Below are 24,031 nucleotides of genomic sequence, written 5' to 3'. Positions count from 1 at the left end.
CGGGCGCGATCCGCCGGGGAGGACGAGCAGCGGTCAGCCGGCGGGGCGGCGCAGCACGCTCACCGCGAAGTCGGCGTCGTCGCGCCACGGCCGCAGGTCCCAGGTGGCGAAGCGGTGCTCGGGGCGCAGCCCGGCGGCGACCGCGTCGGCGTCCAGGTCGGCCACCGGGTAGCCGCGGTCGGTGGCGAAGCCGACCACGACCAGGCCGTCCGGGCGTACGTGCGCGGCGACGCGGGCCAGCACGTCGCGTTCGGTGCCGGGGGCGACGAAGACCATCACGTTGCCGGCCAGCACGGCGGCGTCGAACGGCTCGGCCTCGCCCTGGGCGGCCAGGTCCAGCTCGGCCAGGTCGGCGACCAGGAAGCGGGGGCCGGGGTGGTCGGCGCGGGCCGCCTCGACCAGCGTCGGGTCGGCGTCCACGCCCACGGCGTCGTGCCCGCGCGCGGCGAGCGCGGCGGCGACCCGGCCGGTGCCGCACCCGGCGTCCAGGACGCGCGCGCCGGGCGGCACGAGCGCGTCGAGCAGCCGCGCCTCACCGGACAGGTCGGCGCCCTCGGCGGCGAGCTGGCGGAACCGGTCCACGTACCACTGCGAGTGGCCGGGTTTCGTGTCGGTCACCCAGCGGGTCGGCTTGCCCATGAGGCCACCGTAGCTGATCTTGTGGCGGCGGGTCAGGCGAGCGCCAGGAACGTGCCGGCGGCGAGCGGCCCGCCGAGCGCGACGCCGGCCAGCACCTGCGGCCAGGTGTGGTCGCCCAGCCGTACCCGGGACCAGCCGACGGCCGCGACGAGCACCCAGCCGAGGTTCGCGCCCGGGCCGGCCAGCGGCACCAGCACGGCGACGGTGGCGGCGGCGACCGCCGCGTGGATGCTCAGCTTCCACCAGTGGTTCACCAGCGCGCAGGCCGCGCCGACCACGAAGACCACCACGATCACGGCGAACAGTTCGGCCGGCGCGCGCACCGCCGCCAGCAGCAGCAACCCGGCCGCGACCGAGGCCAGCCCGATCGACAGCGGCCGGGCCCGCTGGGCGCGGTCGCCGACGTGCCGGTCGGTGAGGCGCCCCCGGCGGACGCCGTGCACGAGCACACCGATCGGGATGACGGCGCAGAACGTGAGCGCGATGCCGCCCCAGAGCAGGAACTGGCCCGCCGAGCGGCTGACCCGGGCGGCGGCGATCAGCGGCAGCGCCGTGACCAGGACGGTCGGGGCGAGCGCCTCGGTGAGCAGCCGGGCCGCCCGCGCGCCGGCCCGGCGCTCCCGTGATGCTCGCACCCGATCATCCTGGCACGGACGCTCAGCCCTTCTCGGCCCCGCTGGTGAGTCCCTCGGTGAGCAGGCGTTCCCCGGCGAAGAACAGCACCACGATCGGCAGCGTGAGGATGACCGAGCCGGCCATCAGCACGGTCTTGGGCACCTCGACGCCGTCGGCGAGCAGCGACAGGCCCAGCGACACGGTCCACCGGTCCGGCCGGTCGACCAGGAACAGCAGCGCGAACAAATACTCGTTCCAGGCGATCATGAAGTCGTACAGCGCGACGGCCATCACCGACGGGGCCGCGAGGGGCAGGCTGACCCGGCGGATGATGCCGAGCCGGCCGGCGCCGTCGATCGCCGCGGACTCCTCCAGGCTGATCGGGATCGTCTCGAAGTAGTTCTTCAGCATGTAGACCGACACCGGCAGCGTCTGCGAGATGTAGACGAGCACCAGGCCGGTCAGCGACCCGCGCAGCCCGGCCCGGGTGAAGACCACGAACAGCGGGATCGCGATGACGATGGACGGGAACAGGTAGACCGCCAGGAACAGCGCGCTGACCTGCCGGCGGCCGAAGAACCGCAGGCGGGACACCGCGTACGCCCCGGGGATGGCGATCACCAGGGTGAGCGCGGTGGCTGCCAGCGCCACCAGGCCGCTGTTGCGGATGAACGTGAGGAAGCCCTGGCCGCCGTCGGAGACGGACTTCAGCACCTCGGCGTACGTGGCGACGGTCAGCTCGCCGAACGGTACCCAGAGCGAGCCGGGTTCGAGCAGCAGGCGTTCGATCGGACGTACCGACAGCACCAGCATGTACCAGAACGGCAGCAGCGTGACCACCAGGAACCCGGCGATCACCAGCCGCCGCAGCCAGCGCAGGCTGACCGTCTCGATCCGGTCCCGGTCCATCACGCCTCCCGTCGCGCGCCGAAGAAGCGCAGGTAGATCGCCACGAACACGAGCAGCACGACGGCCAGGACGACCGCCTGGGCGGCGGCCGCGCCGATGTCGGTACGGGCGGTGAGGAACTGGTAGACCCGCACGCTCACCACCTCGGTGCCTGCGGCGCCGCCGGTGAGCAGGTAGACGTCGTCGAACTTGTTGAACGTCATGATGAACCGCAGCACGCCGATCAGCGCGATCACCGGCATGAGCTGCGGCAGCAGGATGTGCCGGAACCGCTGCGTGGGTGTCGCCCCGTCGACCCGGGCGGCCTCCTCCAGCTCACCGGGCACCGCCTGGAGCCGGGCCAGCAGGAACAGGAACGCGAACGGGAAGTAGCGCCACGCCTCGAACGCGATCACCGTCCACAGCGCGGTGGACTCCTGGGACAGGAACGGCACCGGGGAGTCCCAGCCGAGGAAGCGCCGCCCCCAGTCGTTGACGATGCCGAGCTGCGGGTCGAGCATCACCTGCCAGACGAACGTCATGGCGACCACCGGCGCCACGTACGGCAGCAGCATCGACGCGCGTACCAGCGTGCGGCCGCGGAACGGCCCGCGTACGGCCAGCGCCGCCGCGAGCCCCACCACGATCGAGCCGGCGGTGCCGCCGACGCTGTAGAGCACAGTGGTCCAGAGCGTGTCGGCGAACCCGGGCGTGTGCAGCACCCGGTCGATGTTGTCCAGGGTCAGCTCGCCGAACAGGCCGGTCTTGCGCAGGGTCGCCAGGCGTACCCGCTGGAAGGCCAGCACCACCGTCCAGACGATGGGTATGCCGATCACCGCGACCACGACGAGCAGGGTCGGGGTGACCAGCGCGAGCCCGGCGCGGGCTTCGCGGCGGCGCAGCGTCAGCGGGCGTCGGCCGGGTCGGCGGGGTCGCTCCGGCGCGGGGGAGCGGCCGGCCTCCGGCGCGGTGGTGGTCAATTGACGCCCTTGGCTATCGCCTCGACGTCCTTGCGGGCGCGTTCGGCGGCGGCGCGGGCGTCGGACTTGCCGCCGACGACGTCGGCGAGCGCCTTGGGTACGGGCAGCTCACCGAGGATGGCGCCGACGAGCTTGCCCTGGTTCTCGGTCAGGCCCCAGCGCTGGAAGGTGTCGGGGCTGCGCCGCAGGGTGGCGAGCACGTCCTCGCCGTAGACCTCGGACAGCGGCTTCTTGGTGTCCACGCCGGCCGGGCTGGTGTTCCAGGCGGTCCGGAACTTCTGCTTGTCCTCTCGCGTGCCGGTGCGCACCGGGAAGCGGCCCTCGGGGGACATGCCGAACCAGCGCGGGTAGCCGTCGGAGAGCATGTACTCCACGAACGACTTCGCCGGGTCGGCCGCGCCGTCGAGCACGGCCCAGGAGCTGACCTCGCCGTACTGGGCCGGTTCGGTGCCGTTCGGGCCCTTGATCGCGGTGACGAACCCGCTGTTCTTCGCGAGCCAGGCCGGGTCGGACTGGCACTGCGGGCAGGTCGGCCGGGCGTCGGCGCGCAGCCCGGCCAGCTCGTCGAGGATGAAGGGCGACCAGATCAGCATGGCCGCCTTGCCGGCGAAGTAGGTGGCCCGGGTGGTGTCGACGTCCTGGGCGCCCTTGACCGAGTTGTTGCGCATCAGGTCGCCGTAGAAGCGGAACGCCTCGACGCACTCGGGGGAGTCGAGCGTGACAGTGCCGGAGTCGTCGGTGAGCCGGCAGTTGTTCGCCAGCGCCAGGTGCTCGAACGTCTGCTGGGTGAACACGTCGCCGGGGGAGGTGGCCGCGGTGATACCGGCGACGCCGCCGGTGTTCAGCTTCGCCGCCGCGGCGGCGATCTTCTCGTACGTGTCGGGCGCCGGCAGGCCGGCGGCGGCGAACAGGTCCTTGCGGTAGACGAGTAGCTGGCCCCACCCGTCGCTCGGTACGGCGAGCTGTGCGCCGCCGTCGCTGGTGAGTTCCAGCGCGCGGGGCGTGAACGTGTCCCGGCCGAGCCGGTCGACGACGGCGGCGTTGGCGTCAGCGTCGAGGAGTTCGTTCGCGGACAGCGTGCGCACCCCGGCCAGCGAGACCGAGCCGACCACGTCGGGCAGGTCGCCGGCGGCGGCGCTGGAGGCGATCAGGGACGGGAACTGGTCCTCGTTGACGGTGACCAGGTTGACCTTGACGCCGGTCTTGGCGGTGTAGTCGGCGATGATCGTCTTGGTGGCGGCGACGCGGTCCGCCACGTCTTCCAGGCTCCAGACGGTGATCTGCGAACTGTCGGATTTCTGCCCGTCGTCGCTGCATGCGGCCATGCCGGTCCCGGCCAGTGCCAGGATCAGGCTGATTGCGAGCCGCCGCGTGGAGGGTGATGACATCGGTGGCACTCCTCTCGAAAGAGTACGGCCTGCCGCTAATACCCATCGATTCATCAATCGAATCACATATGCCCATTTTTTGGGTTAGAATCGGGGTCGGCACTTCCCTCGGAGCGACGCCATGAGCAACTGGGTTGTCTCTCTGGCCGGGCCCCGGCACGTACGCCTGGAGCCCTGCCCCACGGACCGGCTCGGTCCGGGCCAGGTCCGCGTCCGCACCCGCTACTCGGGCATCTCCGCCGGCACCGAGCTGACGCTCTACCGGGGCAGCAACCCGCGACTGCGCAAGGACTGGGACGCCGGCTCCCGCATGTTCGTGCCCCGCCAGGCCGCGCCCGCGTACCCGGTGGTGGGTTTCGGTTACGAGGAGGTCGGCGAGATCGTCGAGGTCGCGCCCGACGTGGCCGGGCGGCGGCCCGGCCAGCTCGTCTGGGGCATCTGGGGGCACCGCGCCGACGCCGTGCTCCCCGCGACGGCCGCGCATCCGCTGCCACCGGGCCTCGACCCGCTCGCCGCCGTGTTCGCCCGGCCCGGCGCCATCGCGCTGACCGCGGTGCTCGCCGGTGACCTGCATCTGGGCGACTGGGTGGGCGTGTTCGGGCAGGGTGTGATCGGGCTGCTCGGCACGCGTCTGGCCGCGCTCTCCGGCGCCCGGGTGGTCGCCGTCGACCGGATGCCGGGCCGGCTCGCGCACGCCGTGCGGCTCGGCGCGCGCCGGGTGGTCGACGCCGCCGCCGACTCGCCCGCCGCCGCGCTGCGGGCCGCCACCGACGGCCGGGGCGCCGACGTCTGCCTGGAGCTGTCCGGGTCGTACCCGGCGCTGCACGAAGCGATCCGCGCCACCGCGCACGCCGGGCGCGTCGTCGCGGCCGGCTTCTACCAGGGGTACGCCCACGGGCTGGAACTCGGCGAGGAGTTCCACCACAACCGGATCCAGCTCGTGGCCGCCCAGGTCTCCGGGCCCGATCCGGTACCCGGCACGGCCGGCCGGTGGTCCGGGACGCGGATCGCACACACCTTCATGGACCTGGTGGCCGAGGGCAGCGTCGACCCGCTGCCGCTGGTGAGCCACGTCGTCGACGCGGGCGCGGTGGCCGACGCCCTGGCGTTGCTCGACCGCGGTGACGGTGACGTCCTCCAAGTGGTGCTGAGGTTCTGATGGACATTCCGCTTGCCTGCCAGGAGCAGCTGCTTCCCGGCACCGACCTGACCCGGAAGTACGCCCTCGCCGTCTCCCTCGGCTACCAGGGCATCGAGCTGCGCGGGCGGGGCGACCTCGCGCTGGCCCGGCGGCTGCCGGAGCTGCGCCGCGCCCGCGCCGCCGGCGTGGTCGTGCCGACCGTCTGCGTCGAGATGGACCACTTCATCGGCGACTTCGACCCGGGCCGCTCCCGCGACGCGGTGGACAACCTGCGCTCCCAGCTCTCGGTGATCGCCGAGCTGGGCGGCGTCGGTGCGATGACCCCTGCCGCGTGGGGCATGTTCTCCCGCCGGCTGCCCCCGTTCGACCCGCCACGCTCGGCCGACGACGACCGGCGGGTCCTCGTCGACGCCCTGGGCGAGCTGGCCGCGCACGCCCGCGCCGAGGGGGTCACTGTGTTCCTGGAACCGCTCAACCGGTACGAGGACCACATGGTCAACCGGCTCGACCAGGCGGTCGAGCTGTGCCGCGCGGTCGGGTCACCGGCGCTGCGGGTCGCCGCCGACACGTACCACATGAACATCGAGGAGGACGACCCGCACGCCGCGCTGCGCGCCGCCGCGCCGTACCTCGGGCACGTCCAGGTCAGCGACTCCAACCGGCACCAGCCCGGCGCCGGGCACCTGGACTGGGGCGCGCTGCTGGCCACGCTCGACGCGATCGGCTACACCGGCTGGCTGGCGCTGGAGTGCCGGCTGCGCGGCGAGCCGGTCGCCGCGCTGCGCCAGGCCGCCACCGCGCTGGCCCAGGCCCGTCCCCGGCGGGCCGCCGCATGACGCTGACCACCGGGGTACGCGCCGACGCCGACCGCCACGCCCGGCTGCGCCGCCTCGCGCTGGCCACCCTGGACGCCAACTGGGAACACGACCACACCGTCCCCTCCCGCACGCTCTACCCGCACCAGTGGAGCTGGGACTCGGCGTTCATCGCGATCGGCCTGGCCCACGTCCGCCCGGACCGGGCCTGGCGGGAACTGCGCACGCTGTTCGCCGCGCAGTGGGTCGACGGGCGGGTGCCGCACATCGTGTTCAACCCGGCCTCGCGCGCCGGGCCGTACTTCCCCGGGCCGCAGTTCTGGGACTCGGCCCGCGCCGACGGCTCGCCGGCCCGGGCCACCTCCGGGATCGTCCAGCCGCCGGTGCACGCTCCGGCCGCCTGGCTGGTGCACCGCCGCGCGCCCGGCGAGGCGTCGGTGGCCGCGCTGCGGCGGCTCTACCCGAGGCTGGTCGCGCAGCAGCGCTACCTGACCGGTCGGCGCGACGCCGGGGGCGGCGGGCTGGCGTCGATCGTGCACCCGTGGGAGTCCGGGCTGGACAACAGCCCGGCCTGGGACGCGCCGCTCGCAGGGGTGCCCGCCGACGAGGCGGTGATGCGCGCGTACCGCCGGCACGACACCGCGCACGCCGACGCGGCGCAGCGCCCCACCGACCTGGACTACGCGCGCTACGTCGCGCTGGTGGAGAGCTACCGGGCCGGCCGCTACCGGGACGAGGGACTGCTCGGCCGGCACCCGTTCCTGGTGGAGTGCCCGCTGGTCAACGCCGCGCTCGGCGTCTCCGAGTACGCCCTCGCGCGCATCGCCGCGGTGATCGGCGCCGACCCGGGACCGCACCGCGACCGGGGTGCCCGGATCACCGAGGCGCTCGTCACCCGCCTCTGGGATCCGGTCGCCGGCACGTTCCGTCCCCGCGACGTGCGCGCGGACCGGCTCGTGCCGGCCCGGACCGTGCTCGGGCTGATGCCGCTGGCGCTGCCCGAACTGCCCGCCGCGCAGGTGTCGGCGCTGCTGGCCGAGGCGTGCTCGCCGCGCTTCGGGCTGGCCGCCCGGATGGACCGGCCGCTGCCCACGTACGACCGCACCGCGCAAGACTTCGAGCCGCTGCGCTACTGGCGCGGCCCGAGCTGGATCAACACCGGCTGGCTGCTCTGGCAGGGACTGCGTACCCACCGCCGGGCCGACCTGGCCGCCGGGCTGCGCGAGTCGCTGCTCGACCTGGTCGACCGGGCCGGCTGCCACGAGTACTTCCACCCGGACACCGGCGCCGGTCTCGGCTCACCGGCGTTCAGCTGGACCGCCGCGCTGGTGCTGGACGCGCTCGCCCAGGAGTGACGGCGGTGGGCGCCGGGTACGCCGGCGCCCACCGGGCCGTCCAGGGCTCAGGCGATGCCGGCCGGGGTGCCGCCGCCGATGCGCAGCGCCGCCATCGGCGAATCGTCGATCGCGTAGCCGAGCGCGTCGACCACCTCGACCACGCCGCTGACCTGCCGGGCCAGCCGCACCGCGAGCTGCGCGGTGGACCGGCGCTCCACCTGGCCGGTGAGCGTCACCACGCCCCGGTCCACTGTCACGTCCACCACGCCGTCGCGGACGCCGAGGCTGCGCCACAGCACCTCCTCGACCACGTCCCGCCGGATGCCGGCGTCCGGGCGCAGGTGCACCTTGAGCAGGTCACCGCGGGTGACGATGCCGACCAGCCGGCCGAGGTCGTTCACCACCGGCAGCCGCTTCACGCCGCGCGCGTCCATCAGCCGGGCCGCCTCCACGATCGTGGCGTCCGGGGTGATCGTGACCGGGGGAGCGGTCATCAGGTCGGCGGCGAGCGTCGCGCCGGCCTTCGCCCGCGCCTCGCGGCGGTGCCGGTCCGGCAGGATCCGCCGCTCCCGGGGCCGGCCCAGGAACTCCACCTTGTACATCAGGTCCGCCTCGGACACCACGCCCAGCACCCGGCGGGTCTCGTCCACCACCGGCGCCGCCGTGACGTGCCGTTCGGTCAGCACGTCGACGATCTCCCGGTACTCCGTGCCCTCCCGTACCGACGCCACGTCCCTGGTCATCACGTCCTGCACCTGCCACGTACGCATGGCGAACCTCCCTGTTGTCCGCCTCCGACGCTAGGCGGCGGCGACGGGCCGGAGCAGGGGCGCAAAGACCAGGTCAGGGGGCCGGAGGTCCCGAATCACCCAGCCGCGACGGGCTCCGCGACCTCGTCGAGGGGCGGCTCGGCGGTCAGCAGGGCGGCCGGCACCGGCTCGATCTCCACCCGGCAGTCGTGGAACGTGGGTGCCTCGCCCAGGTCGGTGTCCCGGACGCCGGTGACCGCGTTGACAGTGGACCGCCCCGGGCTGCGCCGCGCCCAGTACGCCTTGTACGTGAACGCCAGCCCGGGCCGGGCCGCCTCGTCCACCGCCACCGCGGCGAGGAACGCGCCCCTGTCGTTGTGCACGCGCACCGCGTCGCCGTCGGCGAGCCCGCGCGCCGCCGCGTCGGCCGGGTGCAGGTGCACCCGGGGCGGCCCGGCGCGGCGGGTGTGCCACGGCAGCGACGCGAACGTGGAGTTCATCAAATAGCGGTTGGCCGGGGTGAGCAGCGTCAGCGGGAACCGGCGGGCCAGCTCCGGGTCGGCCGCCTCGGCCGGTGGCGTGTACCCGGGCAGCGGGTCCACCCCGAGCGCGGTCAGCGCCGGGTCGTGCAGCCGGGCCCGCCCGTCCGCTGTGGGGAAACCACCATCGGCGTACGGCGCGGAGCCCACCGGCACGCCGGTGAGCCGGGCGTACGTGCGCTCGCGCAGTTCCTCGTACGTGATCGGGGCGCCGGCCAGCAACTGCCGGGCCAGGTCCTCGTCGCTGTCCCGGAACGCCGGATGGTCGATCCCGAGCGCGGCGGCGATCCGCCGGAAGATCTCGGTGTTCGGCAGCGCCTCACCCGGCGCGCGGGTGACCGGCAGGTTCAGCGTCGTGTAGTGGTGCCCGTAGGACGTCTGGAGGTCCAGGTGCTCGGGCTGCATGGTGGCCGGGAGCACCACGTCGGCGTAGTCGCAGGTGTCGGTCCAGCGCTGCTCCAGCACCACTGTGAACAGGTCGGCGCGGCCGAGCCCGGTCAGCAGCCGGGCCTGGTCCGGGGCGGTCGCCGCCGGGTTGGCGTCGAACACCACGAGCGAGGTGACGGGCGGGTCGGCCTCCCCGGTGAGCACGGCGGCCAGCCGGCTCATGTTCAGCGACCGGGCCGGCGGGGCGGGCATGCCGGCCGGCCGGATCACCGGGCCGTTGTCGACCCGGTGGTGACCGCTGGTGGTCACCAGCGCCCCGCCGCCGGGGTACCGGAAGTCGCCGGTGACCAGCGGCAACGCGCAGATGGCCCGGATCGCCTGCCCGGCGCCGTGGTGGCGTTGCAGGCCCAGCCCGACCCGTACCGCCGTCGGCCGGGTGGTGGCGATCCGGTCGCCGAGGCGGTGGATCGTCCCGGCGGGCAGGCCGCACGCGGCGGCGGCGCGTTCCACCGGCCAGTCGTCGAGCCGGGCGCGCAGTTCCGGCCAGCCGGTGGTGTGCGCGGCCAGCCACTCCTCGTCGGCCGCCCCGGCGTCGCGGACGTGCCGCATCAGCCCGAGCGCGAGCGCCGCGTCGGTGCCGGGTAGCGGCGCGACGTGCTCGTCGCTGCGGGCCGCCGTCTCGGTGCGCAGCGGGTCGATCGTCACCACGTACGCGCCGCGCTCGCGGGCCTGCTGCACGAACGGCCACAGGTGCAGGTTGGTGACGAGCGGGTTGGCGCCCCAGAGGACGATCAGGTTCGCCTCGACGATCGACTCCGGTTCGAAGCCGACCGAGGCGCCGTAGAGCGAGCGCAGCGCCGCCCGTGCCGCCGCCGTGCAGATGGTGGTGTCCAGCCGGGACGCGCCCAGGTGGGCGAAGAGCCGTGGCCCCATGGTCCAGCCCTGGATCAGGCCCATCGTGCCGGCGAAGTAGTAGGGCAGCACCGACTCCGGGCCGTGGAGTTCGATGCTCGTCCGCAGCCCGGCGGCCACCCGGTCGACTGCTTCGTCCCAGCTCGCCGGCCGGTACGCGACCCGGCCGGCGCCCTTCGGGCCGGTGCGGACCCAGGGCGTGGTGAGCCGGTCCGGCCCGTTCACCGCGTCCAGGTAGCGGTTCACCTTGCCGCAGAGCGCGCCCCTGGTGAAGGGGTGGTCGCGGTCGCCGCGCAGCGCGACCGCCCGGCCGTCGTCGACGGTGAGCTGCCAGACGCAGGTGTCCGGGCAGTCCAGCGGGCAGGCGCCGGGGTGGGTGACGGGTGCCATGGCGCGGATGTTACCCCCCGGTTCGTGACGTGGCGGCCGTTCGTCGTGGCCGGGGGCGTTTGGCCGGGGCGGGGGCGGGTACCCGCCGGGGCCGAGCGGGGTGGGCGTGGTGCCCGCCGGCGGCGAGGGGAGGGGTGGGATGCGGTTCCCCCTGTTCGTCGAGGCGGTGGCGCGGCGGGCGGAGTTGCCCGCCGACGAGGCTGCGACGGTCTCCCGTGCCGTGTTGCAGACCCTCGCCGACCGGATCACCGCGGACGAGGCGACGGACCTGGCCGCGCAGCTGCCGGACGACGTGGGCGGCTATCTGGAGCCCGCCGGCACCGCCACCACGGGTGGCGCTGTCGACTTCCTGTACCGCGTGGCCGAACGCGCGGCGGTGGACCCGGCGGTCGCGGAGGTGGGTGCCGTCGCGGTGCTCGCCACCCTGCGTGACACGGTGACGGTGGGGGAGTTCCACGACCTCGTCGCGCAGCTCCCGAAGGGCTTCGACGCCATGGTGGACCCCATCCCGCGACCGCCGTACGATGTCTGAGCAGGCTCCCCGCGACCCGGGTTGAGCTGCGGCACCGAGGCCGTCTGCGGCGAAGATTCCACGGCCTGGAAGTATTTTCACCGTAAAATAACTTGTTGCCGGTCACCTACGCTGTAAATCGTCTACGCGCTAGAGGGATGATCGGACGAATTCCTCCGTCCGAGGTTCCAAGGTGCCGTCCCCTCTTCGGCTCAAGCCTCATCGCCGCTCTTCCGGCGCAGGAATCGAGCCATATTCTGCTTCCAATGTGAAGTCCTGGGGGGGATCAATGATCACATTCGTCGATTGCTGCCTGCCTGCCCTCTGTGGAGCGCGACCCGCATCCTGACATGGCAGAGACGATGATCATCAATCGTTTCGGCGCGATCACGGCGGTACACGGCGGACGTCCGGCACTTCTCGGTGAGACCCACGAGGTCACCTACACCGAGCTGGCCGGGGCGGCCGGCGGGCACGCTGCCGTGTTCGCCGCCGCAGGCCTGCGCGCCGGAGACCGGATCGCGCTGCTCACCGCACACGGTGCACCGACCGTGGCGGCGATGCTCGGCGCCCTCGCGACCGGATGCGCGTACGTGCCGCTGGATCCGGGCTTCCCGGTCGCCCGGCTGCGCCACATGGTCGACGCCGCCGGCGTCACCGCAGTGGCCTGCGCCGCCGAGCACCGCGACCTGGCATCCACACTGGCCGGCGAGCGGCCGGTCGTCCCGCTGGACGAGGTGCCGCCGGCGCCGCTGCACCCGGTCGCGGCCGACCCGGACGCGCTCGCGTACGTGCTGTTCACCTCCGGCTCCACCGGCGTGCCCAAGGCGGTCGGGCAGACCCACCGCAACCTGGCCCACGTCGTCGACAACCAGATCGCCGCGCTCGGTGTCGGGCCCGACGACCGGCTCAGCCTGCTCGCGTCGTTCAGCTTCGACGCCGCCATCCCCGACCTCTACCCGGCGCTGCTCACCGGCGCCGCCGTGGTCCCGGTCGACCTGCGCCGTCAGGGGCTCGCGTACGCCGTCGAGCAGCTCGACCGGCACCGCGCCACGGTGCTGCACTGCACGCCCACCGTCTACCGCTTCCTGCTCGACACGCTCGGCGCGCGCCGGCTGCCCACCGTGCGGGCGGTGCTGCTCGGCGGCGAGCAGGCCACCTGGGCCGACGCGGCCCGCGGCCGGGACCGGTTCGCCCCCGAGTGCGTGCTCGTGAACGGCTACGGCGCGACCGAGATGACGTTCGCCGCCCGGCACGTGCAGCCGCTGTCCGAGGTGGACCCGGATGCCCGCGGGCCGCTGCCGGTCGGCGTCGCGTTCCCCGGCTACCGGCTGGACCTCACCCCGGACACCGGCGAGATCGTGGTCCGCAGCCGCCACCTCGCCCCCGGCTACCTCAACCAGGACAGCGACCGGTTCGGCGTCGACGCCGACGGGCTGCGGTCGTACCGCACCGGTGACCTGGGCCGGCTGCTGCCCGGCGGGGAACTGGTCTGCCTCGGCCGGCTCGACCGGCAGGTCAAGGTGCGCGGCCACCGGGTCGAGCTGACCGAGATCGAAGCCGTGCTGTCCGCCCAGCCCGGCGTCGCGGGCGTCCGCGCCATCGTGCGCGACGGCGAACTGCTCGCGTACGCCCGGCCGGCCGGTGCCCGCCCGGACCCGGTGGCGCTGCGCGCGGCGCTGACCGCCATGCTGCCCGACTACGCCGTGCCCCGAGCGGTGGTGGTGGTCGACGAGTTCCCTCTCACCGTCACCGGCAAGGTCGACGAGCGGGCGCTGCCCGACCCGGTGACCGAGGTGCCGGCCGAGGAGGCACCGGCCACCGACACCGAACGCGCCGTGCACGACATCTGGTGCGCCGTGCTCGGCCGCGACGCGGTCGCCCGCACCGCCAGCTTCTTCGACGTCGGCGGGCAGTCGCTGCTGCTGGGCCAGGTGCAGCAGCGCCTCGCCGAGCGGTTCGGCGTACGCCTGCCGATGCTGCGCCTGTTCGACCACCCGACCGTCGCCGCTCAGGCGGCGCTGCTGGACGCCCCGCCCGAGGCGGTCCGCGCCCCGGTGCTGCCCGCGCCCGCCGCGCCGGTGCGCGCCGCCCGCGAGTACACCGGCGACGAGATCGCCGTGGTCGGCGTCGCCGGGCGGTTCCCCGGCGCGCCCGACGTGGCGACGTTCTGGTGGAACCTGTGCACCGGCGTCGACTCGGTGCACGACCACACCGACGAGGAGCTGGCCGCGCTCGGCGTCGGCCCCGGCCTGCGCGCCGACCCCCGGCACGTCCGCGCCGCCGGCCGGCTCGACGGGGTGGCCGACTTCGACGCCGAGTTCTTCGGCTTCGCCGCCGACGAGGCCGCCCGTACCGACCCGCAGCACCGGCTGTTCCTGGAGACCGCCTGGGAGGCACTGGAGGACGCCGGGCACGACCCGGAGCGCTTCCCCGGGCTGGTCGGCGTCTACGCCGCCACCTCGGCCAACCGCTACTTCCTGTTCCACCTCATGGACAACCCGGCCGTGGTCGGCGACGTCGACCCGGACGACTGGGAGGCCCGGCTCGTCGGCCGCCAGTTCACCGACCACCTGCCCGGTCAGGTGGCCTACCGGCTCGGCCTGACCGGCCCGGCGATGGCCGTGCAGAGCGCCTGTTCCAGCTCGCTCGTCGCGGTGTGCGTGGCCGCGCAGAGCCTCGCCGACTACCAGTGCGACCTGGCGCTGGCCGGCGGGTCCACGGTGATGTGGCCCCGGCACCGGGCCACGCCGGGCGGGCTCGCCTCGCCCGACGGCCGGTGCCGCGCCTACGACGAGGGCGCCGCCGGTTCCGGGTTCGGCTCCGGCGCGGGCGTGGTGGCGTTGCGCCGGCTCGCCGACGCGCAGGCCGACGGCGACCGCATCTACGCGATCCTGCCCGGCTGGGCGGTCACCAACGACGGCCCGGACCGGGCCGGCTTCGCGGTGCCCGGCCCGGCCGGACAGGCCGCCGCCGTCGCGGGCGCGCTCGCCACCGCCGAGGTCGCGCCCGGCGAGGTCCGCTTCGTCGAGGGTCACGGCAGCGGTACGCCACTGGGCGACGCCATCGAGGTGGCCGCGCTGCACGAGGTGTACGGGGGCGCCGCGCCCGCCGAGTCCACGGCGCTCGGCTCGGTGAAGACCAACATCGGTCACCTCGACGCCGCCGCCGGCATCGCCGGGCTGATCAAGACGGTGCTCGCCGTCCGGCACGGGGTGATCCCGCCGAACCTGCACTTCACCCGCCCGCACCCGGAGATCGACCTGGCCGCCGGGCCGTTCTACGTGCCCACCAAGGCGCGGGACTGGCCGGACGACGCGCGCCGGGTCGCCGGGGTCAGCGCGTTCGGCCTGGGCGGCACCAACGCGCACGTCGTGGTGGAACAGCCGCCGCCCGCCGAACCGGCCGACCCGCCCGGCGAGGGGCCGTGGCTGCTGCCGGTCTCCGCGCGTACCCCGGCGGCGCTGCGGGCCGCGCTGGCCCGCCTGCGCGGCCACCTGGCCGGGGTCGCCCCGGCGCTGTCCGACGTGGCCGCCACGCTGGCGCTGGGCCGGCGGGCGTTCGCCCACCGGGCTGCCGTGGTCGCCGCCGACCTGCCGGCCGCGCTGTCCGCGCTGGACGTGCTGCTGGACACCGGCGCCCGCATCGCCGGTGACGGCGGCCCGCTGGGCGAGACGGCAGCCGACTGGGTCGCCGGGCGCGACGTCGACTGGCACGCGCTGCACCCCGAGGGCACGGTCCGGCGCACCGGACTGCCCACCTACCCGTTCCAGCGCCGCCGGCACTGGATCGACCCCGTGCAGAAAGGTCCGCGGTGAACTGGTTCGTCTCCGCCGGAAGCCGACCCGAGGCGCCGGTGCGGTTGTTCTGCCTGCCCTACGCCGGAGCGGGCGCCAGCGCGTTCCGGCGCTGGGCGGCCGAGTTCGGTGCGGGCGTCGACGTGGTGCCGGTGCAACTGCCCGGCCGGGAGAACCGGATCACCGAGGACCCGCGCTTCAGCGTCGCCGAGGTGGCCGACGCCATCGCCTCCCGCGCCGACCGCCCGTACGCGATCTACGGCCACTCGATGGGCGGACGGCTCGGCTTCGACGTGGTCCGCGAGCTTCGCCGTACCGGCCGCCCGCTGCCGCTGCGGCTCTACGTCGGCGGCGCCCGCGCCCCGCACGTCGCCACGCCCGGCCCGTTCGACGGGCTGTCCCGGGCCGGCGACGACGAGCTGCTGCGCCGCCTCGGCGAGGGCGGCGGACTCCCCGCCGAGCTGCTCGACCACCCGGAGCTGGTGGAGCTGCTGCTGCCGCTGCTGCGCGCCGACTTCGGCCGGGTCGACGACTACCGCCACATCCCCGGCGAGCCGCTGCCGATGCCGATCGTCGTGTTCGCCGGCCGCACCGACCGGGCGGTCAGCCGGGAGCAGAGCGCCGCCTGGGCCGAGCACACCGCGGCCGGCTTCACCCTGCACGAGCTGGACGGCGGGCACTTCTTCCTGCACGACCGGCTGACCGAGCTGGCCGCGCTGATCCGGGCCGACCTGACCGCCGCGCCCACCGACACCCGCCCCGGCACGCCGGACGCGGGTCCGGACCCGGTGCGCGCCGCCGGCCGCGGGACCGCCGGCGCCGCGCACCGGGTTCCGCTCGGCGACACCGGCTGGTCGGTGTGGCGCGACGCGGTGCTGCGGACCACCGGCTTCCCGGCCGACGGGCTGGATCTGTTCGCCGCGCCCCGGGCCGCCGCGGCGGCCGACGAGCTGCTGACCACCGGCGCCGGTGAGGACCGGTTCGCCAAGGAGTTCGAGGAGGCGCTGCGCGCCGGCGCGCAGCGGTTCAGCGAGCTGGCCGCCGACCCGCTGCTGCGCGAGGCGGTCACCTGGCAGAACCGGGGCGCCCTCGTCGCGTTCGACGGGCTGGTGCGCGGCGGCGCCGACGCGGCCCGCAACGTGCGCCGACGCGACCGGGAACGGGCGCTGCTGAAGTACTGGCAGCGCTACTGCGGCAAGAACGAGACCGTCGGCTTCTTCGGCCCCAGCTGCTGGGTCACTGTCGATCCCGCGCAGCCGGAGGTTGCCCGGGTCAACCCCGGCGAGAGCCTGACCCGGCGGCGCTGGGTGTGGTTCGAGTCGTGGGCTCTGTCCGCGTACGCCGAACGGATCGGCGCGGACCTGGCGGTGCGCCGGTGGTGGCCGCCGATGCTGCGGGCCCACCTGGCGGTCCGGGACCGCGACGTGCTGCGGCCCGGCAGGCCGGCGCTGACGCTGACCCCGGTGGAGGCCGCGCTGCTGCGCGCGGCCGACGGCCGGCGCGCCGCCGCCGACCTGGTCACCGACCCGGCGATCGGGCTGCGCCGCCCGGAGGACGGCTACGCGCTGCTCGACCGGCTGGTCGAGCGGGAACTGATCACCTGGGACGCGGCCCTGCCGGTGAGCCCGGACGCCGAGCGGGTGCTGGCCGACCGGATCGACGCGATCGGCGACGAGCCGGCCCGCGCCGCCGCCCGCGCCGGGTTCGACCGGCTGCGTGCCGCCCGCGACGACGTCGCCGCCGCGGCCGGTGACGCGGACCGGCTGCGGACCGCCCTGGACGCGCTCGACGCCACGTTCACCGAGCTGACCGGTGTGCCCGCGGTACGCCGGGCCGGGCAGATGTACGCCGGCCGCACGGTCTGCTACGAGGACAGCGCCCGCGACCTCGACGTGGTGTTCGGCGCGCCGCTGCTGTCCGAACTGGCCGCCCCGCTGGACGTGCTGCTGCGCGCCGCCCGCTGGCTGGCCAACGCGCTCGCCCGCGCCTACCTGGACGTGCTGCGCGGCCTGTACGAGGAGCTGCGCGCCGAGTCCGGCGCCCCGGTGCCGCTGGCCGACCTGTGGTTCCTGGCCCAGGGGATGTTCTGGGGTGACGGGGAACGACCGGTCGACGCGGTGGCGGCGGACTTCGCCGCCCGCTGGGCCGGACTGTTCGGCCTGGACACGCTGCCCGCCGGCACCACCGACGTACGGCTGCGCGCGGCCGACCTCGCCGGCCGGATCGACGCGGTGTTCCCCGGCGACGGGCCCGAGTGGTCGAACGCCGCCATGCACAGCCCCGACCTGCAGATCTGCGCCACCGACGCGGAAGCGCTGCGGCGCGGCGACTACACGGTGGTGCTCGGCGAACTGCACGCCGCCTGGTCGTCGTTCGACTGCGCGGTGTTCACCCCGTCGCACCCGGACGTGGAGCGGCTGCGCGACGCGCTCGCGGTGGACATGGGGCAGCGGCGGGTCCGGCTGCTGTTCCCGGCCGACTGGCCGCGGCGGACCAGCCGTACCGCCGAGTCGCTGACCGGCCCGGCCGACCGGCACCTGGCGTTCCTCGACGCGCCGGGCGCCGACCCGGCACGCGTGCTGCCCACCGTCGACCTGGTCGTCGACGAGGTGGACGGCGAACTGGTCGCCACCGCCTCGGACGGTCAGCGCTGGCCGCTCGTCGAGATCTTCGCCGAGCCGCTCAGCGCGCACGCCGTGGACGGGTTCAAGCTGGTCGCCGCCGCGCCGTACACGCCCCGGATCACCGTGGACCGGCTGGTGCTGGCCCGCCAGACGTGGCGGACCACAGTGGGCGAGAGCGGCCTCGCGGTCCCGAACGGCGAGCGGGACCGGTTCCTCGCCGTCCGGGACTGGCGCCGCCGCCTCGGTCTGCCCGAGCAGGTGTACGTCAAGTTCGGCACCGAGACCAAGCCGTGCTTCGTGGACCTGTCCGCGCCGGCGTTCGCCACCACGCTGTGCGCGATGGTGCGCGCCGCCCGGGTCGACGGCGGCGACGACGTGTCGTTCACGGTCAGCGAGATGCTGCCCGCGCCGGAGCAGGCGTGGGTGCCGGACGGGGCGGGCCGCCGCTACTTCAGCGAGCTGCGCCTGCACATCACCGACGCCGGGCGGGAGGACCACCGGTGAGCCACCTGCTGCCCCTGGGCGACACCGGCTGGTCGGTGTGGCGGGACGTGGTGCTGCGTACCGCCGGGTTCCCGGCCGCCGGGCTGGACCGGTTCGCCGCGCCGGACTGCGCCGCCGCCGCGGACGCGCTGCTCGCCGGCGACACCGGCCCCGAGGTGTTCGGCAAGGCGCTGGCCGAGGCGTTCGCCGAGTCCTCCGCGGTGGCCGGTGAGCTGGCCGCCGACCCGCTGCTGCGCGAGGCGGTGACCTGGCAGAACCCGGACATGCTGATCGCGCTGGACGGGCTGCTGCGCACCGACCCGCGGGTCCGCAACGTTCGCCGCCGCAAGCGCGAGCTGAGCCTGCTGCGCTACTGGCAGCGCTACTGCGGCAAGGCCGAGACCATCGGCTTCTTCGGCCCGGTCTGCTGGGGCACGTTCGAGACCTCCCTCCGCGGGGTGCACACCGTGCCCGGCGACGCGCTCGTGCACCGGCGGCGGGTGTACTTCGAGGCGTGGGCGCTCATCGCGTACGCCGATCGGCTCGCCGACGACCTCGCGGTGCGGCGCTGGTGGGCGCCCGCCCTGCAGCCGCATTTGACCGTCGCCGGGCGGGAGCTGCGCTGGCCGCTGCACCCGCCGATCGCGCTGACCCCGGTCGAGGCGCTGGTGCTCGGCGCCTGCGACGGGCGGACGCCCGCTGTGGAACTGGCGCAGCGGCTGTGCGACGCCGGTGAGGTGCACGGCGCCGACGACGTCTACCTGCTGCTCGACCGCTGGGTCGAGCGCGGCCGGCTCAGCTGGGGCGCGAACCTGCCGATCGCACCGGACGCCGAGCGGGTGCTCGAAGCGCGGATCGCCGCGATCGGCGACGAGCCGGTCCGCGCCGCCACGGCGGCCGAGTTCGGCCGGCTGCGCGCCGCCCGCGACGAGGTGGCCGCCGCGGCCGGCGACCCGGACCGGCTCGGCGCCGCGCTCGCCGCGCTCAACGCCGGGTTCACCGCCGTCACCGGGCGCCCGGCCACCCGGCACAGCGGGCAGATGTACGCCGCCCGCACCGTCTGCTACGAGGAGACCGCCCGCGACCTGGAGTTCCGGATCGGGTCGGCGGTCATCGACGCGCTCGCCGAGCCGATGGCGGTGGTGCTGCGTACCGCCCGCTGGTTCACAGGCGAGGTGGCCGCCCGCTGCGGCGAGCTCTTCACCGAGCTGCACGAGGAACTGGCCGCCGACGGCCCGGTGGGGCTGGCCGACCTTTGGCTGCTGGCCCAGGGCACGCTCGTCGCCCCGGACGGCCCGATCGGCCGGGCCGGCGCCACGCTCACTTCACGCTGGGCCGAGCTGTTCGGCCTGGCCGACCTGCCCGAGGGGCAGGCGGAGCTGCGGCTGCGCGCCGCGGACCTGACCGAGCGGGCCCGGGAGCTGTTCCCGGCGGCGCGGCCCGGCTGGCCGTCGGCCCGGCTGCACAACCCCGACGTGCAGCTCAGCGCCGCCTCGCCGGAGGCCGTCGAACGCGGCGACTTCCTGCTGGTGCTCGGCGAGCTGCACCCCGCCTCGGTGGCGTTCGACAGCGCGGTGCTCAGCCCGTTCCACCCGGACCCGGCCGCGCTGCGCGCCGACCTCGACACCGACCTTGGCCCGGTCCGGCTGCGGGTGCTCTGGCCGGACAGCTTCCCCCGCCGCACCACTCGCACCACGTACGCGCTGACCGGCCCGGCGGACCGCCAGCTCGGCATCGACACCGCGCACGGCGCCGACGTGGACCGCCTGGTCCCGGCCACCGCAGTGGTGGTCGAGCGGACCGGCGACCAGCTCACCGCGGTCTTCCCCGACGGCGCCCGCTGGCCGCTGATGGAGGTGTTCGCCACGCTGCTCGGCTCGCTGCTGCTCGATGCGTTCAAGCTGCTCGGCGCCGCCGCGTACACGCCCCGCATCACCATCGACCGGCTGGTCGTGGCCCGGCGTACCTGGCGCACCACGGCCGGGGCGTGCGGGCTGGGCGGCCACGCCGACGAGACCGCCCGCTACCTGGCGGTACGCCGCTGGCGCGCCGAGACCGGTCTGCCCGAGCGGGTGTTCGTCAAGGTCGGCACCGAGATCAAGCCCTGCTACGTGGACCTGACCGGCCCGCTGTACGCGCAGTCGCTGTGCGCGATGGTCGACGCCGCGCTGCGCACCGGCCCGGACGTGCCGGTGGTGGTCTCCGAACTGCTGCCCGCACCCACCGAGGCGTGGGTGCCCGACGCCCGGGGCCGCGGTTACGTCAGCGAACTGCGCCTCCAGATCACCGACCCGGCCGAGCACCTTGGAGCACTCCGGTGACCGACACCCTGACCGTCAGCGCCGTCCACGGCCCGGACCTGCCGTGGCCGGACGCCACCCTGGCCGACCTGATCACCGCGCAGGCGGCCCGCACCCCGGACGCGGTGGCGGTGCGCCAGTGGGACACCCGGCTCACCTACCGGCAGCTCGTCGACCGGGCCGCCGGGGTGGCCGCCGCGCTGCGTGAGCACGGCGTCGGCCGGGGCGACCGGGTCGGCGTGTGCGGCGCGCGTACCCCCGACCTGGTGGTGACAGTGGTCGGCGTGCTGCTCGCCGGCGCCGCGTACGTGCCGCTGGAGCCGGGCGGCCCCCGGGCCCGGCTGCGCGGGATCGCCCGCGACGCGGGCGTCCGCGTGGTGGTCGGCGACGCGGCGGCGGCCGAGTTCGGCGACGAACCCGGCGTGACGGCGCTCGGCCTGCCCGGCCCGGCCCCGCTCGCGCCCTGCCCCGCCCGCCCCGGCGACCCGGCGTACGTGCTCTTCACCTCCGGCTCCACCGGCCGCCCGAAGGGCGTGCTGACCACCCACCGCAACGCGGTCGAGTTCGTCACCGGTGTGAGCGCGCTGACCGGCGCCGACGCCTCGGTGCGCAGCCTCGGCATCGCCTCGCTCGGCTTCGACGCGGCCACGATGGACCTGTTCGTGCCGCTCACGCTCGGCGGCGCGGTGCAGCTGCTCGGCGCCGACGACCGGGCCGACCCGGTACGGCTGGCCCGGTTCGTCGCCGCGCACGAGGTCACCTGGGGCTTCATCACCCCGACCGTGCTGGCGCTGCTGGACCCGGCCGGGTTCCCGTCGTGGCGGGTGCTGCTCTGCGGCGGCGAGGCGGTCCCCGCCGAACTGGTCGCCCGCTGGGCGCCGGGCCGGCGGTTCCTCAACGGCTACGGCCCGACCGAGACCACGGTGCTGGCGGTCGCCTGCGACCTCAGCCCGGCCGACACCGACCCGATGCCGATCGGCCGGCCGCTGCCCAACCACCGGGCGTACGTGGTCGACGCCGACCTGCGTCCGGTGCCGCCGGGGGAGACCGGCGAGCTGCTGATCGGCGGGCCCGGCCTGGCCGACGGGTACCTGAACCGGCCCGGCCTGACCGCCGAGCGGTTCGTGCCCGACCCGTTCGGCGAGGCACCCGGCGAGCGGCTCTACCGCACCGGCGACCTGGTCCGGCAGGGCCCGGACGGCCGGATCGTCTACCTCGGCCGCGCCGACCGGCAGGTGAAGGTGCGCGGCCAGCGCATCGAGCTGGGCGAGATCGAGGCGGTGCTGGCCGCCCACCCGGGCGTCGAGCGTGTCGCGGTGGAGGCGGTGCCCGGCCCGGCCGGCGCCGAGCTGGTCGCGTTCCTCACCCCGGCCGGCGCGCCGGACGACGACGAGCTGCGGGCGTACGCGACGACGCGGCTGACCACCGCGATGCTTCCGGCCCGGACGGTGCGGCTGGACGCGCTGCCGGTCAGCGCGACCACCGGCAAGCTGGACCGGCCGGCGCTGCGCGAACTGGCCGCGGCCGCCCCGGCCGCCGTGGCCGACGCGTCCGCCGACGACGACCCGGTGACGGCGGCGGTCCGGCGCGCCTGGACCCGGCTGCTCGGCGCCGTGCCCGCCCCGGACAGCGACTTCCTCGCCGCCGGCGGCAACTCCATCGCCGCGATGCGGCTGGTCGCCGCGCTGCGCGCGGAACTGGGCCGGCAGGTGGACACGCGGGTGCTGTTCGCCGACCGCACGTTCGCCGCGCTCGTGGAGCGGGTCCGCGCCGCCGACCCCGCCGACGCCGACGGGCTCACCACCGGCAACCCGCCGACGCTGTCCCCGCCGCAGCGGCGGCTGTGGTTCATGGACCAGCTCGCCCCGTCCAGCGCGCCCTACAACATCGCCGTCGCGCACCGGCTGCGCGGGCCGCTGGACGTCACCGCGCTCGGCGCCGCGCTGCGGGCCGTCGCGGAACGGCACGACGTGCTGCGCTGGCGCATCCCGTGCAACGGCGGCGTGCCGTACGCGGTCCGCGAGGAACCCACCGACGTGGCGGTGCCGGTGGTCGACCTGACCGGCGCCGCCGACCCGGACGCCGAACTGGCCGGCATGCTCGCGGCCGGTGCCGGGCACGCGTTCGACCTGGCCACCGGGCCGCCCTGGCAGGTGACCGTGTACCGGCTCGCCGCCGAGGAGCACGTGCTCGCGGTCACCGTGCACCACGCGGTCTTCGACGGCTGGTCGGAGGCGCTGCTCTACGACGAGCTGGCGCTCGCGTACGCCCGCGCGCTCGGCCGGCCCGTGCCGGGCCGTCCGCCGCTGCCGGCCACGTACGCCGACTACGCGGTGTGGCGCGCCGACCGGGACCGGCGCCGGGGCGAGACGGACCTGGCCTGGTGGGCCGCGCACCTGGCCGGCGCGCCCACGGTGCTGGACCTGCCCCGCGACCGTCCCCGCCCGGCCGTGCAGACGTACGCCGGCGCGGAGGCCGCGGTCCGGCTGGACGAGACCGCCGACCGGGCCGTGCGGGACCTGGCCGCCCGGCGCGGCACCACTGTCGCGGCGGTGCTGCTTGCCGCGTTCGGCGAACTGCTGCGGCGGGTCACCGGCGGCGACGAGCACGTGCTCGGCGCGATCGTCGCGGACCGGCGGCTGGCCGCGTTCGACGAGGTGATCGGGTTCTTCATCGACACCGTGCCGGTGCGGGTCCGCTCCGGCGGCGCGAGCTTCGCCGAGCAGGTCGACCGGGCCGCCGCCGAACTGCACGAGGTCACCACCCACCCGGGCGCGCCACTGGAACGCATCGTCGAGGCGCTCGGCGTGGGCCGGGACACCTCCCGCGCCCCGCTGGTGCAGGTGCTGTTCAACGTGCTCAACTTCGTCGCGCCGCGGCTGACGCTGACCGGCCTGGCCGTCGAGCCGGTGTCGGTGCCGAAGCCGGGGTCACCGTTCGACCTGACCGTCTACGTGGTGGAGCGCGACGGCCGGGCCGGCGTCGAGGTGGTGCACAACCCGGACCTGTTCACCGGCGACCGGATCGACGCGCTCCTGACCGACCTGGCCGCCCTGGTCGGCGCGCTCGCCGCCGACCCGGACGCCCCGGCCGCCGAGGTCGCGCCCGAGCTGCCCCGCCCGGCGGTACGGGTCGCGGCGCTCGGCGCGATGAGCGTCGCCACCGCCGACCCGGCCCGCGCGCCGCTGCCCGCCGGGTCGGACGCGCTCACCGCGACCGAGGAGCTGATCGCCGGGATCTGGCGGGACGTGCTCGGCCGCGACGCGGTCGGCGTGAGCGACAACTTCTTCGACATCGGTGGCCACTCGATGGCCCTGGCCGCCGTGCACGCCCGCCTCACCGAGGCCACCGGCCGCTCGATCACCATGCTCGACCTGTTCCGCCACCCGACCGTGCGGGCGCTCGCCGCCAGCCTCGACGGGGCCGCCGACCGGCCGGAACTGGCCCGCGCCGCGATGCGCGCCGCCGCCCGGCGGGGCCGCGCCCGCCGCACCCCGCCACCACGCCGACCTCACCTGTGACGCGATCCCTTGTGA

The 24,031-nt window shown here is 75.4% G+C and carries 15 protein-coding genes; 8 read left to right on the top strand and 7 right to left on the bottom strand.

The window, feature by feature from the left end:
* Positions 1-33 precede the first annotated feature (33 nt).
* The 5 genes from OC439_RS24265 to OC439_RS24245 are packed head-to-tail and all read right to left on the bottom strand — an operon-like array spanning position 34 to position 4,510.
* Entirely contained in the window at positions 34-639 is a 606-nt protein-coding gene (locus OC439_RS24265) for a class I SAM-dependent methyltransferase (RefSeq protein WP_135239811.1), read from the bottom strand.
* 32 nt (positions 640-671) lie between these two features.
* Positions 672-1,274 carry a phosphatase PAP2 family protein gene (locus tag OC439_RS24260; protein WP_135239812.1) on the bottom strand — a complete coding sequence of 201 codons (603 nt, stop codon included), beginning with the start codon at positions 1,272-1,274 and terminating at the stop codon, positions 672-674.
* Positions 1,275-1,296: 22 nt separating this feature from the next.
* On the bottom strand, positions 1,297-2,163 hold the full coding sequence (locus tag OC439_RS24255) for a carbohydrate ABC transporter permease (RefSeq protein WP_091427216.1): 867 nt from the start codon (positions 2,161-2,163) through the stop codon (positions 1,297-1,299).
* Positions 2,163-3,122, bottom strand: a complete 960-nt coding sequence (locus OC439_RS24250; protein WP_135239813.1) for a carbohydrate ABC transporter permease — start codon at positions 3,120-3,122, stop codon at positions 2,163-2,165. Before OC439_RS24250 ends, OC439_RS24255 begins: the two co-directional genes overlap by 1 nt.
* Positions 3,119-4,510, bottom strand: a complete 1,392-nt coding sequence (locus tag OC439_RS24245) for an ABC transporter substrate-binding protein (protein ID WP_262015442.1) — start codon at positions 4,508-4,510, stop codon at positions 3,119-3,121. Before OC439_RS24245 ends, OC439_RS24250 begins: the two co-directional genes overlap by 4 nt.
* Positions 4,511-4,631: 121 nt before the next feature.
* Between OC439_RS24245 and OC439_RS24240 the strand changes: the two genes are divergently transcribed.
* The 3 genes from OC439_RS24240 to OC439_RS24230 are packed head-to-tail and all read left to right on the top strand — an operon-like array spanning position 4,632 to position 7,821.
* Positions 4,632-5,669: a zinc-binding dehydrogenase gene (locus OC439_RS24240; protein WP_262015441.1), complete on the top strand. Its 1,038-nt coding sequence runs from the start codon at positions 4,632-4,634 to the stop codon at positions 5,667-5,669.
* Entirely contained in the window at positions 5,669-6,487 is an 819-nt protein-coding gene (locus tag OC439_RS24235; protein WP_262015440.1) for a sugar phosphate isomerase/epimerase family protein, read from the top strand. The genes OC439_RS24240 and OC439_RS24235 overlap by 1 nt, the downstream gene beginning before the upstream one ends.
* Entirely contained in the window at positions 6,484-7,821 is a 1,338-nt protein-coding gene (locus OC439_RS24230; protein ID WP_262015439.1) for an MGH1-like glycoside hydrolase domain-containing protein, read from the top strand. Before OC439_RS24235 ends, OC439_RS24230 begins: the two co-directional genes overlap by 4 nt.
* Positions 7,822-7,868: 47 nt before the next feature.
* Here the strand turns inward: OC439_RS24230 and OC439_RS24225 are convergent, their stop codons facing one another.
* Positions 7,869-8,573 carry a CBS domain-containing protein gene (locus OC439_RS24225; protein ID WP_262015438.1) on the bottom strand — a complete coding sequence of 235 codons (705 nt, stop codon included), beginning with the start codon at positions 8,571-8,573 and terminating at the stop codon, positions 7,869-7,871.
* A 95-nt stretch (positions 8,574-8,668) separates the two neighbouring features.
* A complete protein-coding gene (locus OC439_RS24220) occupies positions 8,669-10,780 on the bottom strand; it encodes a molybdopterin-dependent oxidoreductase (protein WP_262015437.1) in 2,112 nt (703 codons plus the stop codon).
* Positions 10,781-10,919: 139 nt separating this feature from the next.
* Between OC439_RS24220 and OC439_RS24215 the strand changes: the two genes are divergently transcribed.
* The 5 genes from OC439_RS24215 (at position 10,920) to OC439_RS24195 (ending at position 24,016) form a co-directional block, all read left to right on the top strand.
* Positions 10,920-11,312 carry a DUF2267 domain-containing protein gene (locus OC439_RS24215; protein WP_194801725.1) on the top strand — a complete coding sequence of 131 codons (393 nt, stop codon included), beginning with the start codon at positions 10,920-10,922 and terminating at the stop codon, positions 11,310-11,312.
* A 329-nt stretch (positions 11,313-11,641) separates the two neighbouring features.
* The gene (locus OC439_RS24210; RefSeq protein ID WP_262015436.1) at positions 11,642-15,109 is read left to right on the top strand and encodes an AMP-binding protein; all 3,468 of its coding nucleotides are present in this window, start codon (positions 11,642-11,644) and stop codon (positions 15,107-15,109) included.
* Positions 15,106-18,216: a thioesterase domain-containing protein gene (locus tag OC439_RS24205; protein WP_262015435.1), complete on the top strand. Its 3,111-nt coding sequence runs from the start codon at positions 15,106-15,108 to the stop codon at positions 18,214-18,216. The genes OC439_RS24210 and OC439_RS24205 overlap by 4 nt, the downstream gene beginning before the upstream one ends.
* Positions 18,213-20,516, top strand: a complete 2,304-nt coding sequence (locus OC439_RS24200) for a lantibiotic dehydratase family protein (protein WP_262015434.1) — start codon at positions 18,213-18,215, stop codon at positions 20,514-20,516. The genes OC439_RS24205 and OC439_RS24200 overlap by 4 nt, the downstream gene beginning before the upstream one ends.
* Positions 20,513-24,016 carry an amino acid adenylation domain-containing protein gene (locus tag OC439_RS24195; protein ID WP_262015433.1) on the top strand — a complete coding sequence of 1,168 codons (3,504 nt, stop codon included), beginning with the start codon at positions 20,513-20,515 and terminating at the stop codon, positions 24,014-24,016. The genes OC439_RS24200 and OC439_RS24195 overlap by 4 nt, the downstream gene beginning before the upstream one ends.
* The last annotated feature ends 15 nt before the right edge of the window (positions 24,017-24,031 follow it).

This window comes from Micromonospora sp. Mcm103 (assembly GCF_024519755.1).
Lineage (GTDB): Bacteria > Actinomycetota > Actinomycetes > Mycobacteriales > Micromonosporaceae > Micromonospora > Micromonospora aurantiaca.
Note: the sequence above shows the minus strand (reverse complement) of the source record. Positions and strands in the feature narration are given on the sequence as shown.

Coding starts and splice junctions, on each gene's coding strand:
- OC439_RS24265 (WP_135239811.1), bottom strand. CDS start 639: ATGGGCAAGCCGACCCGCTGGGTGACCGACACGAAACCCGGCCACTCG.
- OC439_RS24255 (WP_091427216.1), bottom strand. CDS start 2,163: ATGGACCGGGACCGGATCGAGACGGTCAGCCTGCGCTGGCTGCGGCGG.
- OC439_RS24245 (WP_262015442.1), bottom strand. CDS start 4,510: ATGTCATCACCCTCCACGCGGCGGCTCGCAATCAGCCTGATCCTGGCA.
- OC439_RS24240 (WP_262015441.1), top strand. CDS start 4,632: ATGAGCAACTGGGTTGTCTCTCTGGCCGGGCCCCGGCACGTACGCCTG.
- OC439_RS24235 (WP_262015440.1), top strand. CDS start 5,669: ATGGACATTCCGCTTGCCTGCCAGGAGCAGCTGCTTCCCGGCACCGAC.
- OC439_RS24230 (WP_262015439.1), top strand. CDS start 6,484: ATGACGCTGACCACCGGGGTACGCGCCGACGCCGACCGCCACGCCCGG.
- OC439_RS24225 (WP_262015438.1), bottom strand. CDS start 8,573: ATGCGTACGTGGCAGGTGCAGGACGTGATGACCAGGGACGTGGCGTCG.
- OC439_RS24220 (WP_262015437.1), bottom strand. CDS start 10,780: ATGGCACCCGTCACCCACCCCGGCGCCTGCCCGCTGGACTGCCCGGAC.
- OC439_RS24215 (WP_194801725.1), top strand. CDS start 10,920: ATGCGGTTCCCCCTGTTCGTCGAGGCGGTGGCGCGGCGGGCGGAGTTG.
- OC439_RS24210 (WP_262015436.1), top strand. CDS start 11,642: ATGGCAGAGACGATGATCATCAATCGTTTCGGCGCGATCACGGCGGTA.